Annotated in this window: 14 protein-coding genes and 1 pseudogene; all 15 read right to left on the bottom strand. The window is 45.4% G+C overall.

Translation table 11 applies throughout. From position 1 onward, the window contains the following. Positions 1 to 65: 65 nt before the first annotated feature. The 15 genes and pseudogenes from HMPREF0721_RS09555 to HMPREF0721_RS09490 all read right to left on the bottom strand — a co-directional run bounded on the left by HMPREF0721_RS09555 (position 66) and on the right by HMPREF0721_RS09490 (position 17,286). Positions 66 to 1,310, bottom strand: a complete 1,245-nt coding sequence (locus tag HMPREF0721_RS09555) for a hypothetical protein (RefSeq protein ID WP_006599533.1) — start codon at positions 1,308 to 1,310, stop codon at positions 66 to 68. A gap of 323 nt (positions 1,311 to 1,633) precedes the next feature. Beyond that, on the bottom strand, positions 1,634 to 1,876 hold the full coding sequence (locus HMPREF0721_RS12480) for a D-alanyl-D-alanine carboxypeptidase family protein (protein WP_242821893.1): 243 nt from the start codon (positions 1,874 to 1,876) through the stop codon (positions 1,634 to 1,636). Positions 1,877 to 1,902: 26 nt separating this feature from the next. After that, a complete protein-coding gene (locus HMPREF0721_RS09550; protein ID WP_156788734.1) occupies positions 1,903 to 2,484 on the bottom strand; it encodes an ABC transporter ATP-binding protein in 582 nt (193 codons plus the stop codon). 370 nt (positions 2,485 to 2,854) lie between these two features. Continuing rightward, positions 2,855 to 4,054: an ABC transporter permease gene (locus HMPREF0721_RS09545; protein WP_040640473.1), complete on the bottom strand. Its 1,200-nt coding sequence runs from the start codon at positions 4,052 to 4,054 to the stop codon at positions 2,855 to 2,857. Next, positions 4,054 to 4,926, bottom strand: coding sequence for an ABC transporter ATP-binding protein (locus tag HMPREF0721_RS09540; protein WP_432680438.1), 873 nt, complete (start codon positions 4,924 to 4,926; stop codon positions 4,054 to 4,056). The genes HMPREF0721_RS09545 and HMPREF0721_RS09540 overlap by 1 nt, the downstream gene beginning before the upstream one ends. Then, positions 4,913 to 5,668: a hypothetical protein gene (locus HMPREF0721_RS09535; RefSeq protein WP_006599528.1), complete on the bottom strand. Its 756-nt coding sequence runs from the start codon at positions 5,666 to 5,668 to the stop codon at positions 4,913 to 4,915. The genes HMPREF0721_RS09540 and HMPREF0721_RS09535 overlap by 14 nt, the downstream gene beginning before the upstream one ends. A gap of 4 nt (positions 5,669 to 5,672) precedes the next feature. Next, a complete protein-coding gene (locus HMPREF0721_RS09530; protein WP_006599527.1) occupies positions 5,673 to 6,188 on the bottom strand; it encodes an RNA polymerase sigma factor in 516 nt (171 codons plus the stop codon). Between the two features lie 167 nt (positions 6,189 to 6,355). Then, positions 6,356 to 6,696 (bottom strand): annotated as a pseudogene (locus tag HMPREF0721_RS09525) (VirB4-like conjugal transfer ATPase, CD1110 family); the annotation flags it as partial. A 482-nt stretch (positions 6,697 to 7,178) separates the two neighbouring features. Then, positions 7,179 to 8,654 carry a lysine--tRNA ligase gene (gene lysS / locus HMPREF0721_RS09520; protein ID WP_006599523.1) on the bottom strand — a complete coding sequence of 492 codons (1,476 nt, stop codon included), beginning with the start codon at positions 8,652 to 8,654 and terminating at the stop codon, positions 7,179 to 7,181. A gap of 73 nt (positions 8,655 to 8,727) precedes the next feature. Beyond that, positions 8,728 to 9,189: a transcription elongation factor GreA gene (gene greA / locus HMPREF0721_RS09515; protein ID WP_040640037.1), complete on the bottom strand. Its 462-nt coding sequence runs from the start codon at positions 9,187 to 9,189 to the stop codon at positions 8,728 to 8,730. A gap of 260 nt (positions 9,190 to 9,449) precedes the next feature. Beyond that, entirely contained in the window at positions 9,450 to 9,914 is a 465-nt protein-coding gene (locus HMPREF0721_RS09510) for a lipoate--protein ligase family protein (protein ID WP_006599521.1), read from the bottom strand. Then, positions 9,914 to 10,681, bottom strand: coding sequence for an MBL fold metallo-hydrolase (locus HMPREF0721_RS09505; RefSeq protein ID WP_006599520.1), 768 nt, complete (start codon positions 10,679 to 10,681; stop codon positions 9,914 to 9,916). Before HMPREF0721_RS09505 ends, HMPREF0721_RS09510 begins: the two co-directional genes overlap by 1 nt. Positions 10,682 to 10,881: 200 nt before the next feature. Next, positions 10,882 to 11,811, bottom strand: a complete 930-nt coding sequence (locus HMPREF0721_RS09500) for an AP2 domain-containing protein (RefSeq protein ID WP_169310232.1) — start codon at positions 11,809 to 11,811, stop codon at positions 10,882 to 10,884. A gap of 201 nt (positions 11,812 to 12,012) precedes the next feature. Next, the gene (locus HMPREF0721_RS11570; protein ID WP_169310231.1) at positions 12,013 to 16,434 is read right to left on the bottom strand and encodes an Sgo0707 family adhesin; all 4,422 of its coding nucleotides are present in this window, start codon (positions 16,432 to 16,434) and stop codon (positions 12,013 to 12,015) included. A 336-nt stretch (positions 16,435 to 16,770) separates the two neighbouring features. Then, on the bottom strand, positions 16,771 to 17,286 hold the full coding sequence (locus HMPREF0721_RS09490) for a recombinase family protein (protein WP_006599517.1): 516 nt from the start codon (positions 17,284 to 17,286) through the stop codon (positions 16,771 to 16,773). Between the last annotated feature and the right edge of the window lie 45 nt (positions 17,287 to 17,331).

The raw sequence follows: 17,331 nt of genomic DNA, 5'->3' as shown, positions 1-17,331 counted from the left end.
GGCACAGTTTATTCATTCACATGCCGGCTATGGTTTTAAAATATCCCATGTATGGCGCTTTCCACCTACTTAGACAAACCGAATTCAACCATATCCATTCCTGCCTCAGCAACAGAATCTCTTGCATAGGCAAACTCTCCTCCGGGTGTCTCTGGATGCAGTTCCAGTTTGATGATTCCCAGACGGTTCGCATTTCTCTCGTAGTTGGTGCAGCACTGTGCTATCAGCTGATATTTTTTCTTTCCACAGATCACCACAGCCCGAAAGCCAACATAATAGGTCCCGAATCCCGGCTGAACATGATTGTCGCCCGTTGAATCCAACAGGTAGCTCATCGAGGTTGCGCCAGTCCCCCGGTCTTCGTCTATTTCTGTAATCCGGACGCGATCCGAAGAGCCCGTGAATATCCGCGTCAGACTGTGGATCTTCTGTTCCGTCTCCGGCGCCGTGTCAAGAACGGTCTTAAAATACATCCCTTTTAACTGTTTGGCATCTCGTCTGTTCAGACACGTCTCGATTTTTGCGGCAATTTTTTCACTGTATTTCTGCGGGGATTCGCCGGCATCATTCATAACCGTAACGGGCCCCTTCTGATAGCCCGGCCCCGTGATGGTCTTATCATAGGCAGATGATCTTTTGAGTGCCGGCAGGGCATTCGCCAGCGTCAGGGCATGTTCTCCCACAAAAATTCCGCATGGCGATATTCCCCGTTTTTGTCCCCGGCTATCCGGCTTTGCAGCAAAGGCAAAGCCTTTTTGACGATACAAGCTATCATCCACCATACTCACTGACCACACGCCCCGGAAAGCAGGATTCTCTTCCTTCGGAGAGTGAACAACAAAAAACAGATGATAAAGTTTGGCATCGGCACCTGCCTCTTTTTGAGTGGGCGATAGGTGTTCTTTCACATAAACTTTATATTCCGAAACGATGACCCCATGCGCATAGTTCTTTTGGGATACCAGATCGAAATTGGTCCAATATCCCTTTGCATAGTCATGCAGCTTTTTCCAGTTGGATTCCAGAGAATCTGACGTCCGCATATTGTCCAGGAGCTCTTTGCCGAACATGTCATGAAAGTCATACAGATTTTCGGCGCCATGCTCAATGACACACATCCACTTCTCTCCCGAGCTGTCTTTTCCGTATGATTTTTTCATCCCTTTGTCTAATTTGCCAAGTCCTTCCAGGGCTTTTTCTTTTGCGGTTTGTTTTATCTTTCCGGTATTGATGCCGCAAGCGGAAAAGGCGCAGACAAGAGCTGCCGCCAAAATCAATGCAGAAACCTGCCGTCTCCAATGCTTTGCCATACTCTATCTTCCTCCGCTCATCGACGTATTTTTTCACGTAAACCAGATCGTTACTCTATGAAAATGTGCTACATTACCTATTATAAGATGATTTTATCATATATTATTGCCTTCGTGATATCCCAAATGCCCATTTAACACTTACTGCGTATTGAAACATCCCTTCATTTAGCCGTTGCAAATACTCTTCCGAACAAATTCCTTTTGAACAAATTCCTTTTGCGGCTTTTTTCCAACATATCTGTAATGCCGTGGCTCATCCTTCACGCCAGTAATATCAGTCTTATTCGATGGATAAACCCGTATTTATACGAATTATTTTTTTATGAATACACCGCACCCGGTAAACAAATAGATGTACCTGCATTGATATCAATGACAATCCCAATCTCGCTTGTACCCGGAACGGCCACCCATTCTTCTGCTAACCTTCTCGCCTCAGATTTTGAATGTCCCTCATTTCGGTGAGTAGAGATTTTATCATTAAAGAGTTTTTGTTGTTCTCTCGTCCGATACCCTTCTCTTACAAATAGCTGTAAGCCCGCAGTTCTCGCGTCATCAAACATTGCTTGCAAGTTAGGGAACTCCAGTATCACGTTTTCCGTCGCACTGGATTCAGAGTGTAATTCGAGCCAGTATGTTCGTTATCCAGTCTAATTGTTTGGATTTTATCAGTTTTTATCCCATTTTCATTAATATTCTCAGGAGGAAGATTAAAGAATGTCCTGATCTGGTCAAGCATCGCGCTATTTTTATACAAATAGGATAAATGTGAAAACATGGTGGCCACATTCTCTTTGAGGCTGTCAATGGAATTGTTATACAAGACAAATCTACCGATGGATAAAATCCCAGTAAAGGTCTGTGATAAAATCAATAGCGTAACACCCAAGTCAACGGTTTTTTCTAACAGCGTGAGAACAGAAAACGCGCGATCCCTTTTATAGTTCAATCGTATCAATTTCAGATTGCAGAGTTCTTTTATGTCTTGGTATCTATTGATAAAGAAATCAAATAAGCCAAAAGTCTTAATTTCTTTAAAATTTTCTAAGCCCGTCAGCAAATAGGAGATGTAGCCAATTTTTCTATTTAGCTCTGTGTTTTCCTTCTCTACGGCATATTCTTTGAGATTATACTTCTTTTCAAACAGGTACCGGATAACGGGCACTGCCATAATAATCGCAAACAAAACGATGTTGTATCTGATTATAATGATCGTATAAGACACTGTGCTGATCATGGTCGACAAAAGCAAAAAAGTTTTGATACTCCCCAAGATACCGGCATTTGCATCGTACTGTGTCCTGTTGATTAGATCGTATGTATGACTGCTCTATAAAACCATCCTTTGAAATCTCTCTATTACCTTTATAACTTTCCTCCTGTTTTTCATAAAAACACGTTGTAGAATATCTATTGCCCTGATAAACTTTTTGCTATATATGCGCAAATTCCTCCTCACTTGTAATCATCAATCTCAGTTCATATGTATTTCAGTGCAATAGAAATCTATGTTCATGTTGATGATTCTGTTATGAGTTTTCTTATAAAATGGCCTCATTATAATTTCTATATACGATTGGCAATAGTAAGACCACTATGATCAAGTAAAAAAATATTAAAAAGGGAATCTGACTAAACACCACGCTCCCGATTTGGTATATATATGGTATCCGTGCACAGTTTACTATGTTTGTTAACTGATCCGGCGTAAGGGTAAAAAACGTCCGAAACGGCAATGCTCGCCCAACAAACGGAGAAACGCAGAACAACAAGAACGGTATACATACCGCAATGCCCATTGTTTTAGTTCTGGATGCCACCAGCATTGAAACTGAAGCAGAAAGTAGACTGGCGATATATCCTCCCAAAACAATAATTCCATACATCTGACCACAGGAGACCGTATAGATCGCATAAGGGAATTCAAATTGATAGGGTGTGTTCGCGCCACTGATTCCTTCAACACTGAAGCAGATGGCAGAGAGTAATCCAATGCCGATAAGATAAACAAGTGTTGCGGTAATAAGACCGGCAGCAATTTTATTACGCGTCGCTTTTGTTTTACCATATTGCGCGGAAAAGAATACGGAATCAGCCTTATAACTGAATTCTTCTGAAAAAATTCCGGCGCTTATAGCCCCGATAATAACCAACAGAATTAAGCTGGCAGTTGTGACATATAAAAACATCGTATCCCAGGAATCCGCCGCTTCATAGTAGAGCGGTGTTCGAATTTTCTGATATTGTTTTGTCAAATATCTTTCTTTCTCAGGCGTGGTTCCATACTCTTTGCTCGAAGCAAGCAAATTTTCTTTGTAAATGTCGTAAATCGAATTGACCTGGGAGGCGTTTGCAGAAAGCAATGCATTAGAATAATCATCAAAGTCACTGCTTTCACCTTTTAACATTCTTCCAGCAGTTTCAACAATGTCCTGACTGGATTGAATTGTTTTCCCATACATCTCATCTTCTGTAAGTTTTGATGCCTTGCCTTTACCTTTTTTCACTGATTCTACAACTTCTGCAAATTTCGCCGGTGTCAGATCCCCCCGCCAACGATTTTTATCTGCCGCAAGAGATCTTGCAGCAAAAATACCGCTATGCGTTTTCCCGTTTGCATCAACAAAGTTAAAACTGCCAATTGAAAAAACACCGAAGGCGACAACTATCAGGAGAGCGGCGATAAACAGTGCGCAATTTAACCTCTTATTCAAAATTTTTTTCATTTCATATCTCAGCATCATTCCTCATCACCTGCTTTCTCCCCAAAATAGTATAAAAAGGCATCTTCCAAAGTAATTTGTTCTTCCTTGGCATATTCCACAGGCGGCTGACTCGCAATGATACGAAGCTCAGCCCCTTGCAATATTGTTTTTACATTTGCCACTAAATACCGTTTTAAATAGTCCTCCACATCGGAACGAGAAATTGTGCATGTCCATGCCTTCTGATCAATGGAAGAAGTAATATCTTCGGCAGTTCCAGTAAAAAAGAATTTTCCTTTGTTCATCAAGATGATCTTATTTGCGACAAATTCAACATCAGAAACGATGTGTGTCGAAAGCAAAACCAACCTTTCGTCAGCGATTTCGCTGATAAGATTACGAAAGCGAATTCTCTCATTCGGATCAAGCCCGGCAGTCGGCTCGTCCAAAATCAGTATTTTAGGATCATTCAACATAGCCTGTGCAATCCCTACACGGCGCAACATCCCCCCAGATAGCTTCCTCATTTTCATTTTTGTCGCTTTTTTCAAGCCGACTTGTGATAGGAGATGATCGGCTTGTTTTTTTGCATAGGATGGTCGCAAGCCTTTAATTGACGCAATATACATTAAATAATCCCATACAGACAAATCGGGATAATATCCAAAGTCCTGCGGCAGATAACCAAGTTTTTTTCGATAAGACTCCTTCAGCTCAAAAATATCCTTACCATCGTACGTGATACTTCCGTGCGTAGGCTGAATCAGCGTGCAAATCATGCGCATCAAAGTTGTTTTCCCTGCTCCATTTACTCCCAAAAGACCATACACACCGTTTGTCATATCAAGACTCACGTCATTTACTACATTAAGATTTTCATATCTTTTCGTTAAATTAATTAAAGACATCTCCAAAATAATTCACCTCCATATATTTGTTACAACTTCTAAGAAGTCGATAAATCATAACGATTAAAAACAGAATTGCCATTCCAAAAATACTCATCCACACCGGCAGGGCCACTGCAGCATAAATCAAGTCATTTGCAGAGATAGCCCACCATACTGCGCTCCAGATAACACAAAGTACCATCGCGATTCCCGAATTACGGTACTGCCTTCCAAGAACAGAAAAGCAGATGCAAGCCGTAACCGTCATAGGCAAAAGAAATTCTGTAACAATCTCTCTAAGAGAGATGCCAACGATAAAGTGTACACTTCCACTAAAAATCGTGAGCATCAGAATATCCATCAAGCCAAACAAAATAATCCTTGCCGCATAAATTTTTTGAACGGAATAATAGGCCGCGCTCTCAATTTCCATGCATCGATTTGTAAGATTTTTCCACAGCTCCGGAATCATAAGAATAATAAACAATGTGCCAAGGATTCCCATTTCCCGCCGAATATAAAGTGCTCCTCCTCCCGTTGCCAATAGATACCACGCCAACCAAAGAAGAGCAAACTGAAGAATCCACCACCTTTTTTTTATCAAACGGAACTGCTCACAAATAAATTCATGATAAGAAAGAATCTGTTCACGCTCTCTTTTTATAAAAGTATCTACAGAGTGATTAACAACCGCCTGAATCTCATCTTCATCAACCACAACTTCTAATTGATTTTCTTTAAGTACCTTTTCGATATCCATCTGGTTACTCCATTCTTAATAGCTCTTCCATCTGCTCTTTTGCTTTTTTTAAGCGATATTTAACAAGTGGTAGACCAATTCCGAGGACATCCGCAATTTCCGCTTGTTTCAAGTCCTGATAATAGTATAGAATCAGTACTTCTCTGAGTTCGTCCGGCAGCTGATTCAAACACGTGAGTACCGTTATCTGTGTAATAGCATCTGTTTCTATGCCCTCTGAATATCCTTCATTTTCAATGTGGTTTAAAACCTGCATTTTCTTTTTCTTATGGTAGTTATTGCAAAGATTTCTAGCAATTGTATATAAGTAATTTTTGGCTTTCCCAATATGTGAATACCCAGAAAGATTCCGGAAAAATTGCAAAAAAGTATCCTGTGTGAGGTCTTTCGCATCTTCTGCGTCGTTGCTATGGTATGTACAATATCGTAATATATCTTCGTAATACTCATGCACAAAGAGGTCGAACGCTTTTTCGTCCCCCCGTCGCATTTTCCTTATAAGGCCATAGTCTTTATTCACAGGCTCCCCCCTGCTTTCTCTGCTATCAAAATATTAATCTACAATGTATAACAATTGGATGCCCAAAAAAGATAGCCGTTTCCAAGAATTTTTTCTTTAACGGCTAAACCCTCTTTGTGATTATAAAACTGTTCCCCAGAATGTTAATAAATTAAACATCCTTCATCGATAAAGGTCGACTGGTTCCAAAGGTTTTCCCGGTTGCAAAGGACCGGGTTATGGGAGATCGCGTTCTCCTCAAAGTAAATGCCGCCCGATCCTGAATTTCCTGTGCCTTAAAGGGCATGAACACCGCCAGGCTCTCCCTGGTCAGCGTCCGAATGCCCAGCATTATCCGCTGATCGCGGGCGGTCAGATCGCCCAGGAATGCCTTGGCTTCTTTCCGCTGCAGCCCCATATCGTAGGGGACCACGGCGGAAAAGTTGTTGATGACGTTCTGACGGCGCTGCCGGTTGGTGATGTTGGTGGCCGCGCCGGCGTCCAGACTGTTCAACAGCTCTGAGCAGGCAAGGCACATGGTTTTCTTGTAGAATTTGCCTATCTGCACAAACGGGGCAGCTGCATCCCTTCACGCGAGATAATATGACCGCTCTCCATTCGTATCCACACAACGAACAATGCGCCAGACATTTCTTCTGGACTTTTCGTTAACCATCTCCGGTCTCAGAGGAAAGTTCTTTTCTGACCATTCACCAGTCAATTCCAGATGTACCGCGGCAAAGCCGTTCTTCATGCCGCACCTCCCGCCTTCGCTTTCTATATGGAAGCATAGGGAACTTCTGCGTTCAGGTACAATCTGTGATTAATACCAAAAATAAAGAAAAGCCTTGAGAGTGTTAATTTCTCAAGGCTTTTCCATAGCAAATATACGATTGTTTCCCTTCTGCACGTTTTCCTGCACCGCTTGATGTAAATTCGATGTAAGATGTAGGATTTGCGCCTTCCGGGTGTCCCGGTAAACCCGCATGGCTACCAGATTTTTTGTTTCCTTTACTTGTCGATGGGCTTCATTGTCGGGAACAGGATCACGTCGCGGATGCTGCGCTGTCCGGTGAAGAGCATCACCAGGCGGTCGATGCCGATGCCCAGGCCGCCGGTCGGCGGCAGGCCGACTTCCAGCGCCTTGATAAAGTCCGCATCGTAGGGATGGGCTTCGTCGTCGCCGTCGGCTTTCCTGGCCATCTGCGCTTCAAAGCGGGCCTTCTGATCCGCCGGGTCGTTGAGCTCAGAAAAGGCATTAGCGCATTCGGCCCCGTCGATATAAAGCTCGAAACGCTGGGTATAGCGCGGATCGGCCGGGTCTTTTTTTGCCAGCGGCGAAGTTTCCACCGGATGCATCGTCACGAAGGTCGGCTGGATCAGTTGATCCTCACAGGTTTCGTCAAAGACTTTGGCCATGATTTCGCCCACCGTGTCAAGATCGGCCACATCGACCTCCAAACCTTCGGCGGCCGCCTTCGCTTCGGCCGGATCCGTCATCCCGTCGAAATCGACGCCAGTCACTTCCTTCACGATATCCACCATGCGCGCGCGGCGGAAAGGCTCACCCAGATGGATCACCTGACCATCGTATGCGACATCGGTGGTGCCCAGAATTTTATCGGCCAGGTGGTGGTAGAGGTCTTCCACCATATTCATCACGTCGACGTAATCCGCATAGGCTTCATAGGTTTCCAGCTCGGTGAATTCCGGGTTGTGGGTCGGATCCATCCCCTCGTTTCGGAAGACGCGGGAAAGCTCATATACCTTATCAAAACCGCCGACGATCAGTCGTTTCAGCGGCAGCTCCAGGGCAATCCGCAGATACATCGGAATGTCCAGCGTGTTGTGATGGGTGACGAAGGGGCGGGCGTTAGCGCCGCCGGCCAGATTGTTGAGCACCGGCGTCTCCACCTCAAGGAAGCCGCGGCCGTCCAGGAAACGGCGGATCTCGGTGATGATTTTCGAGCGGATCACAAAAACGTCGCGCACCTCGGGATTAACGATGAGATCGACGTAGCGTTCACGATAACGGATATCCGTATCCTTCAGGCCGTGGTATTTTTCCGGCAGCACCTGCAGTGACTTGGACAACAAAGTGAAGGCGTTCACCCGCACGGAAATCTGCCCGCGCTGGGTTTTAAAGAGCTCGCCCTTGATGCCGACGATATCTCCGATATCGACCTTTTTGATCTGATCGTAATCCGGCAGCAAATCTTTCTTCAAAAAAAGCTGAATGCGGCCGCTGCTGTCGAGCAGATCGTAAAAGCCGACCTTGCCCTGGCCCCGTTTGGCCATGATGCGCCCGGCCAGGCTCACGTTCTGGCCTTCGTGGGCTTCGAAGTTGTCGGTCAGCTCGGCGGCCGTGTCGGTCACATCGTAGCTGGTGATCTCATAGGGGTTCTGGCCGGCTGCCTGCAGCTGCGCCAATTTGTCCCAGCGCACCTGAATCACGTCGCTGGTTTTCGGTTGATTGTTGTTGGACATAATTTCTCCGTGAATTGAATCCTGTATCGTATGATCGCCCTGCCGCGCTTTGAAGGCCGCAGGCTTTGAGCATTTACCGGTGAATGTCTAAAATTTCGTAGGTCACCACGCCGCGGGGCACTTCGATTTCCACCACATCGCCAGCCTGGCAGCCCATCAGCCCTTCGCCCACCGGGGAAGCGTTGGATAGTTTCCCTTCTTTGATATTGGCCTCCGCCGAGCCGACAATCTGATATTCCAGATTTTTTCCGGCTGTTGCCACTTTGACATAGCTGCCGATCCCGACGACGTCCGTCTGGACCTCTTCCACCACCTTCACGTGATGAATCTGATGCTCCAGCTCCTTGATCCGGCCTTCCACAAAGCTCTGTTCGTTTTTCGCTTCGTCGTATTCGGAGTTTTCCGATAAATCGCCGTAACCCCGGGCGGTGCGCAGTTTTTCGATGACTTCATAGCGGGTGACGGTTTTGAGCTGCTCCAGCTCCGCCTTCATTTTTTCCAGGCCTTCCTGGGTGACAATCATTTCTTCGCTCATGGTTTTCCTCTTTTTTCTTCCCGGATTCCTTCGCATAAAAAAAAGACCGGGAGATCTTTTGATTTGTTTTCATTATAGTGATTTCCCCGTGAAAAGTCAATGAAAACAAATGGAATCCATCTGCTGACATATCCCCCTTTACTGGACAGACAGCAGAGGGGGATAGCACGCATCGGACGCATCAGGAAACCTTGCTCCATTTCTCGGAGCGTTGCTTTTTCGCAGCCCCGCTTTAAAAGTCTGATTGAAAAATGCCCCCCTTATCCACGCCCCGTCGGCGGCATGTTGAGCACTCTGTCTTCTGCATCCAATGCCGCTTCACGCACTGCTTCGCTGACCGTCGGGTGAGAATGGATCGTCTCAATCAAATCATCAAGCGTTGCCCCCATCTTGATGGCAAGCGCGCCTTCAGCAATAAGATCTGTTGCGCGCCGGACAACACGAATGCCATGTTCCTCAACGAAGCGCTGATTGATCTCACGAATCGTATTTTGATATTGACCCACGACAACGGTTTTGTCATTCTGCCAAAGCAAGAGGTAATGACCTTCTTTTTTATTCAGCAAAATATATTCCTCAAAGGCGAGATTATATCCCGGGTCTGTGGAACCGGTCTCCAAATAGCAGATCTGTTTGTCCGTGCTCTGATTATTTGCCATTTTATTGACCCTCTCTTTATTCGGCTGCGGCATCTTTTCCGGCGCCGTCTTTGAAATGCCATCCATTAAAATGTTCTTGTCTCTAATACTTCTCTAAAAACGACCGGCTCTCCGTCAGATTTGTGCCACCGGCGAATCGTATTTTTCACCAGATTTCCCAAATTCATATCGTCATCTTCCGCAAAGGGAAGATGATAAACCGCGATATATTTCGTTTTTAATTCGCCGTGATAAAATTTCTTTCCGCGGATCGCGCTCATAAACATCGGATTTACAAAAGTCACAGCCTGTTCTTCAGACAATATTCCTTGAAACGGGACATGCATATAATCCATATCGGATGTCAATAAAATCTTTTTCTCGTTATCGAAGGTCATTTGGCAGCAGAAGTGCTGCACCGCATCTTCCGTCTCGCTCAAGTGGCGTGTCTTTTGAAATTGCAAATCCAGATGCTCATTTAAATGAAACACTTTCTCGTCCGCTGCTTTAGAAAGAGCCGTATAAGCCATTTGAGAGGCCGCAAAAAATTCCCGAATCGGCCGTCCCGCAACGCACTCCTGCGGAAGAAAAATCCGCTTGACGCTGTGTTTTTTGAGATATGCGGTCACTTTTCTTTCACAATAGTGATCCAAATGTCTGTGTGAAAAAATCAAATAATCGATATGATCAAACGGCGCGTCGCCATTCATCACCATTTCTTCTATTCTTGGGGGCATTTTGCTGAACACATGGCCCTTATCGTCATAAAGACCATCCACCAGCACTTTAATATCTTTATACCGAATCAGGATGCCGGCGTTCGATACCCATGTTGCCTGTATTTTTCCAACCATTCCGATTGCTGCCTGCTGATTCTGTCCATTCGGTCAGCAGGTTCCTCCTCTTCTCAGCGGACAACCTTCTCGCACGGAATTCATCCGGTCGTTGCCGCGGGCTTTTATAATCCGAACCCTTTAAGCCGCCGCCTGAAAAATTCCACCTGTGCTGCAAACAATATTTTTTAAATAATACCTTCCAAACCTTTAATGTGTGCTTACCTCTCCTCGGCCCATTCCTTTTCCAGCGCCTCGATATTGCAAGTGATATCAAATTCTCTGTCCTTGAAACTAACCTCATAAATCAGGGGATTGTCTGTTTCCCATGCCGGATCGCCGCGGCTTAAAACCTTCCATCGTTCAAAGGCCTCGCAAAAACCCTGATGCAAAATTTTTTCTGCATATCTTCGCATCGCTGCAGCGGCCTGCAGGGTATCATGGGTGCCCAAATGATAGACCTTTCCTTTAAACCCGATCACCGCTTTATATTTGCCGTTCTTATTTTCATAAACCCCCGTATAGCCGCTCGCATTATCGCTGCGAATGGCATTTCTGTATTTAAGCAGCGTATAGCTGGTCCCTTCGTACAGGCTAACTTTCTTAAAAACGGCTCCTTGCACCTCTGTCTTCCTGCACCCACAGCTTCTTGTGTTGCCGTGCACCAGTGCGTCCTCGGTTACCAGGCATTCATTGCCGCAGGCGCAGCGGCACTTCCATTTGATGGATCCCTTTTTATCTCTGTGGGCTGTTGGATAAAGAGCGGTGAGCCTGCCGAACCACCTCCCTCTCAGGTTCTTGTAATGAAGATGCCGCTTTCGTTGGCATCCGCAGCTTGTGGTCTGCCCCGCCTTAAGCTGTTTGGCGGTGAAAACCGCCCGATGGCCGCAGTCACACTGACAAAGCCATCTGACTCTGCCGTTTTTGTTTTCCGCCCGCCTGACGACAACAAGCTTTCCGAAGCGTCTGCCGGTCAAATCTTCGGCAATGCTTCCATTTCCCGCGGTTTTTTTCGGCTCGCATCCACAGTTGGTGACAGTGCCTCTTTGCAGACGTTTCGTATCGACTATTATTTCACCTCCGCAGTCGCATTTGCAAAGCCACTTGGCATATCCTTTTTCGCCATCTTCTATTCTGTGTAAAGCGGTCAATTTTCCAAATCGTTTCCCTTTCAGGTCAAGATATCTGCTCATTTTTTAACTCAGAAATTTCGTTTCAATTTTCATTTATCATATGAAATATACAAAGGTTCCCAAAACACAATAAGGGATTGGCACACCAATCCCTTATCATTTAAATATTCATTTGTTTTTTAATCCATGATGTTTTCACATCATTTTCCCATATTTGACTTACTGTCTTTTTCTCCTTCTGACAGCCGTCGTTCCAAGGGCCCCGCCGGACGCGAGCAACAGCAGCATGAACAGGCCAATGCCGGTATGATCGCCGGTCTTTGGCGGTGCCGGCTTTTCAGGTGTTTTGGGTGTTGGATTCTTGACCGTATTCGTATCGGAATCGTTGACGCCGTCCCTGACATTGGCTTTGTTTGTCAGCGTTGCGCCGTTGGGACGGTTATCTACCTTGACGGTAAAGGTAACCCTGAAGATTTCTCCGGCTGCCACTTTCTTAGTCCAGGTGACGGTGCCGCCCGATACGACGCTGCCCGCGAATTTTCCGCCGTTATCCGCAGACACAAAGCTTGTGTAAGCCGGGATTCTGTCCGTAATCGTCACATCGCGTTCTGCGCCGGTGGTATTCGCATAGGTAATGGCGTAGGTCAGTTTTTGACCCGGTTCTACCCGCTGGCCGTCAATATTGGTGGTCGTTCCAGACTTGAAGACTTCCTTCCTTGGCTCGGTCGGGGTTGGGTTATGGGTTTCGTTGGTATCATAATCGTTGGTTCCGTCATTGACCCGCGCCTTGTTGTCAACCGGCGCGCCGTTGACGTTCGGATCGACCTTGACGGTAAATTTAACGGTGACGCGGCCGCCTTTGGCCACATCGGCGGTCCAGGTGACAACGCCGCCGGCTTCTTTGCCGCCGTTTTCCGCAGATACAAAGCTTGTATAAGCCGGGATCTTGTCGGTGATGGTCGCCTTCACGGCCTGACCGGTGGTGTTTTCATAGGTAATCGCGTAGGTCAGTTCCTGTCCGCCCTTAACGGGTTTGCCGTCAATGCTGGTGGTCGTCTGGGGCTTAAAAACGTCTTTGATCGGTTCTTTGGGCGTCGGGTTGTGGGTTTCGTTCGTGTTATACCAGTTAGTCCCGTCGTTGACCCGCGCCTTGTTGTCAACCGGCGCGCCGTTGACGTTCTGGTCGACCTTGACCCTAAATTTGACGGTAATGCCTGCGCCTTTGGCCACATCGGCGGTCCAGGTGACCTTGCCGTCCGCATACTTACCGCCGTTTTCCGCCGACACAAAGGTCGTGTGTGCGGGAATTTTGTCGGTAATGGTGGCCTTGACCGCTTGATCGGTCGTATTCTTGTAGGTGACGGCGTAGGTCAGTTCCTGACCCGGTTCTACCCGTTTGTGATCGATGTCGATGGCCGTATTCCCTTTAAAGACTTTTTTCCCGGGTTTGGTCGGGGTCGGGTTGGTCACCTCGTTGGTGTCGTAGCTGTTTTTGCCGTCATTGGCCGTTGCCTTGTTTTTGATCACATTGCCGTTGACATCCCGATCGACCTGAACCGTGAAGGTTGCCACAAAGACATCCCCGTCTGCGACCTTCTTGCTCCAGGTGACGACGCCGCCGGCTTCCTTGCCGCCGTTATCCGCGGACACAAAGCTTGTATGCGCGGGAATCTTGTCGGTGATGGTCACATCGGCTTCTTTCCCGGTCGTGTTCTTGTAGGTAATCGCATAGGTAATCTTTTGCCCTGGTTCCACCCGCTTGCCGTCGATCTTGGTGTTGGACTGAAATTTCAGCACTTCCTTCACCGGCTCTTTGGGGGTCGGGTTATGGGTTTCATTGGTGTGATAATCGTTGGTGCCGTCGTTGACCTTGGCCCGGTTGTCCACCGGCACACCGTTGATCTTTTTGTTTACCTTGACGGTAAATTTAACGGTGACACTCTGGCCCTTAGCCACGTCCGCAGTCCAGGTGACAACGCCGCCGGCTTCTTTGCCGCCGTTATCCGCCGACACAAAGCTTGTATATTGGGGCAGCTTGTCGGTGATGGTGGCCTTGACATCCTCGCCCGTCGTGTTTTTATAGGTGATGGCGTAAGTTAACTCGTCGCCGGGCTGCACCACTTCCCCGTCAATCTTGGTGGTCGTGCCGCCCTTAAAGACTTCTTTCTTCGGCTCTTCCGGTGTCGGGTTATGGGTTTCGTTGGTGTTGTAATCATTGGTGCCGTCGTTGACTTTGGCCTGGTTGTCCACCGGCGCGCCGTTGACATTTTTATCCACCTTGACCGTGAATTTAACGGTTAGGCTCTGATCCTTGGCCACGTCCGCAGTCCAGGTGACAACGCCGCCGGCTTCTTTGCCGCCGTTATCCGCCGATACAAAACTTGTGTGAGCGGGCAGTTTGTCAGTAATGGTCGCCTTAACATCCTTGCCCGTCGTGTTCTTGTAGGTAACGGCGTAGGTCAGCTCTTCGCCGGGCTCGACGCGCTTGCCGTCAATTTGGGTGGTGGTTCCGCCCTTGAAAACTGTCTTTTCAGGTTCTGTAGGTGTTGGATTATGTGTTTCATTTGTTGTGAAATCATTTGTTCCATCATTCACCTTTGCAACATTACCAATTGATGCTCCGTTGACATTCTTATCTACTTTTACTGTAAATTTAACTGTTACGGACTGATCTTTTGCTACATCGGCTTTCCAGGTTACTACTCCATCTTTTTCTGCTCCGCCATTTTCTGCGGATACAAATGTTGTATGCTCAGGAATCTTATCGGTAATTGTAGCTTTTACATTTTTTCCCGTTGTGTTCTTGTATGTTACTGCATATGTTAGCTCTGATTCAGGCTGAACTACCTGTCCATCAATCTTTGTTGTTGTTCCACCTTTAAATACAGTCTTTTCAGGGCCTGTTGGAGTTGGATTATGTGTTTCATTTGTTGTGAAATCATTTGTTCCATCATTCACCTTTGCAACATTATCGATTGGTGCTCCGTTGACATTCTTATCTACTTTTACTGTAAATTTAACTGTTACGGACTGATCTTTTGCTACATCGGCTTTCCAGGTTACTACTCCACCAGATTCTTTCCCGCCATTTTCTGCGGATACGAACTTTGTGTGAGCAGGAATCTTATCTGTAATAGTTGCTTTTACATCTTCTCCCGTTGTGTTCTTGTATGTTACTGCATACGTTAGCTCTGATTCAGGCTGTACCACCTTTCCATCAATCACTGTGGTTGTACCACCCTTAAATACAGTCTTTTCAGGACCTTTTGGAGGGATTAATTTAGTTTTTACCGTATTGGCAAAAACCGGTGTATTATCGAAATACATTCTGGCAGTAGAGTTAACTACCTCGTCATCGCCTTTCACTAAAGCCTTTTTATTAGTGACAGTATTGTACGTGATTTCATATACTTTCCCGGCTTTATCTCTACCAAACAACGCTTTATTAATAATATCTATTTCAATAGTCGGTGGAACACCTTCCGCCTCAATTTTTGATAGCTTGTAATCTGTGCCTTCATTTAATACTTGTCCATCAAGTTTAACCTGAGCATTCTTAAAATCAACCTTTTTATCGAATTGATCTGTAAATTTCAAGCTTTTAATATCATCAATAATGTCTACACCCGGTCTTGGAACTGTATAGGTTACCGTATATTTAATCGGTTCTCCGACTTTTTTAGGTACTTCTTTCTTATCTACTACCTTCTTGGCTGTTTTTTCCGGATTATTATAGTAAGGAACTTCTGCGTAAAATTTGAACAATGACCCACTAGTTGCTGCAGAGTAGTAAGCAAATCTAATGCTATTTGCTTTAGCCCTCATTGCAAAACCGGTTTTATTATATTCATCCACTCCTGAGGTTCCTACTTCAGGCATACTTGGATGTGCCTCCCACCAATGCCAATTGTTTAGATAATCATGTTCCTGAATTTTCACATCGTTGTTATACACAATCTTATCAATAGCGGTGTTTATATTTTGCACTCCCACACCCTCATAAAATGATGTTTTATTACCGTTGTATAACTTATTTCCCGGTTTTACATCTATATCAGTAGGTTGCATAGTTAATTTCAAATCACATGGAGTACCGTCTGCATACTCCAAAGTGGCAGTAACTTCTGCTCTTATACCAAACGCCTGCTCAACATTGGAATTAAAGTTCGGATGGTCAGGATAAATATGGTCCATTAGCTGAATCCCACTATCCCCCCAGTTTTGGTCCACTGTCAAAAATGGTACTCCGGAATTTGGGTCATTAAAATTTTCCTGCTGTCCACAATACTGTGTCGGATTCAACCTCAAATGATTAACTTTTACTCTTACATTAACTTTTCTGCCATTTATTTCTCCGGCATTGCTAAATAGTAACTCTAATACATTGTCAAAACCTTGTTGTGTTGCAGACTTGTTAAACTTATGCATAAAAACAGTACTTTTCTTCCACTTGCCGTTTGGAACAACAGTTTGTTGCAATGTACCTGAGTCTGTATGCAAAACTTGCATATTCTCTTGTCTGCATTTAAATTCATACATATCCAGTTTTGATAAATCTAAATCTGTATGAGAGATTTCCAATCCTCTGTTTGGGGATTGGGCAAAAACTTGCATACTAGGTGCTGACATGCCAAATAACATTAGCACAAACATCATAATAGTCAGACTTTAATTTACTTCAATGATATACTGAAAAAAATATTAAAAAAGGGGAAGGGTACGTGCCCTTTTTGTCTGTAAATTAAAGTCTGATTTAATAGACAGTCCCGAGAAAGGAAACTTGGCAAACGCGTGAAGATGTAGCGGAATGAGCGATGAAGGGAGGAAAATTTATGAAATCAAAGCTCAGAAGTGCGGGCAAAAAACTGCTACCTTTTTTTACAAATTCATTATATAAAATCGTTTAATCACGTAGTTTCAGCCATTTTGAAAAAGTCGCATGGCTGACGTTCAGAAGCTTCGCTCCCGCTCTGAGGCTTACCTGCCCATTCTGCCAAAGCGCTGCAACTTCATCAAAATTATCCGGCTTTGCAATGGGTCTTCTTCCGAACCGCACGCCGCGTTTCCGGGCCTCCCGGATTCCCTCCAGCTGTCTTTTATGCGTGTTTCCCTTTCAATTTGCGCCACATAGGACATGACCTGCAGCACAAGGTCCGCGATGAAGGTGCCGGTTAAGCCGTTGACATGTTTTCTCGTATCCAGAAGCGGAAAGTCGATGACGACAATATGGACAGCCTTATCCTTTGTGATGATCTTCCACTGGGTTATGATCTCGTCATAATTTCTTCCGAGTCTGTCTATGGATTTGATAAAAATCTCGTCTCCGGGCTTTACTTTGCGCATCATTCTTTTGTAGCCTTTTCGGTTAAAATTTTTTCCTGTCGCCCTGTCCACAAATATCTTTTCTTTGGCAATACCCTGCTCCTTCATAGCCGTCATCTGCCTGTCAATATTTTGTTCCCTGCTGGAAACCCGCACATATCCGTATTTCATAGATTCCTCCTTTTTTGCTTATATTATGAGGAATATTTGAAATGG

Source organism: Pseudoramibacter alactolyticus ATCC 23263, from assembly GCF_000185505.1.
GTDB classification, from domain to species: domain Bacteria; phylum Bacillota; class Clostridia; order Eubacteriales; family Eubacteriaceae; genus Pseudoramibacter; species Pseudoramibacter alactolyticus.
This window is presented reverse-complemented; position numbering and strand designations above follow the sequence as displayed.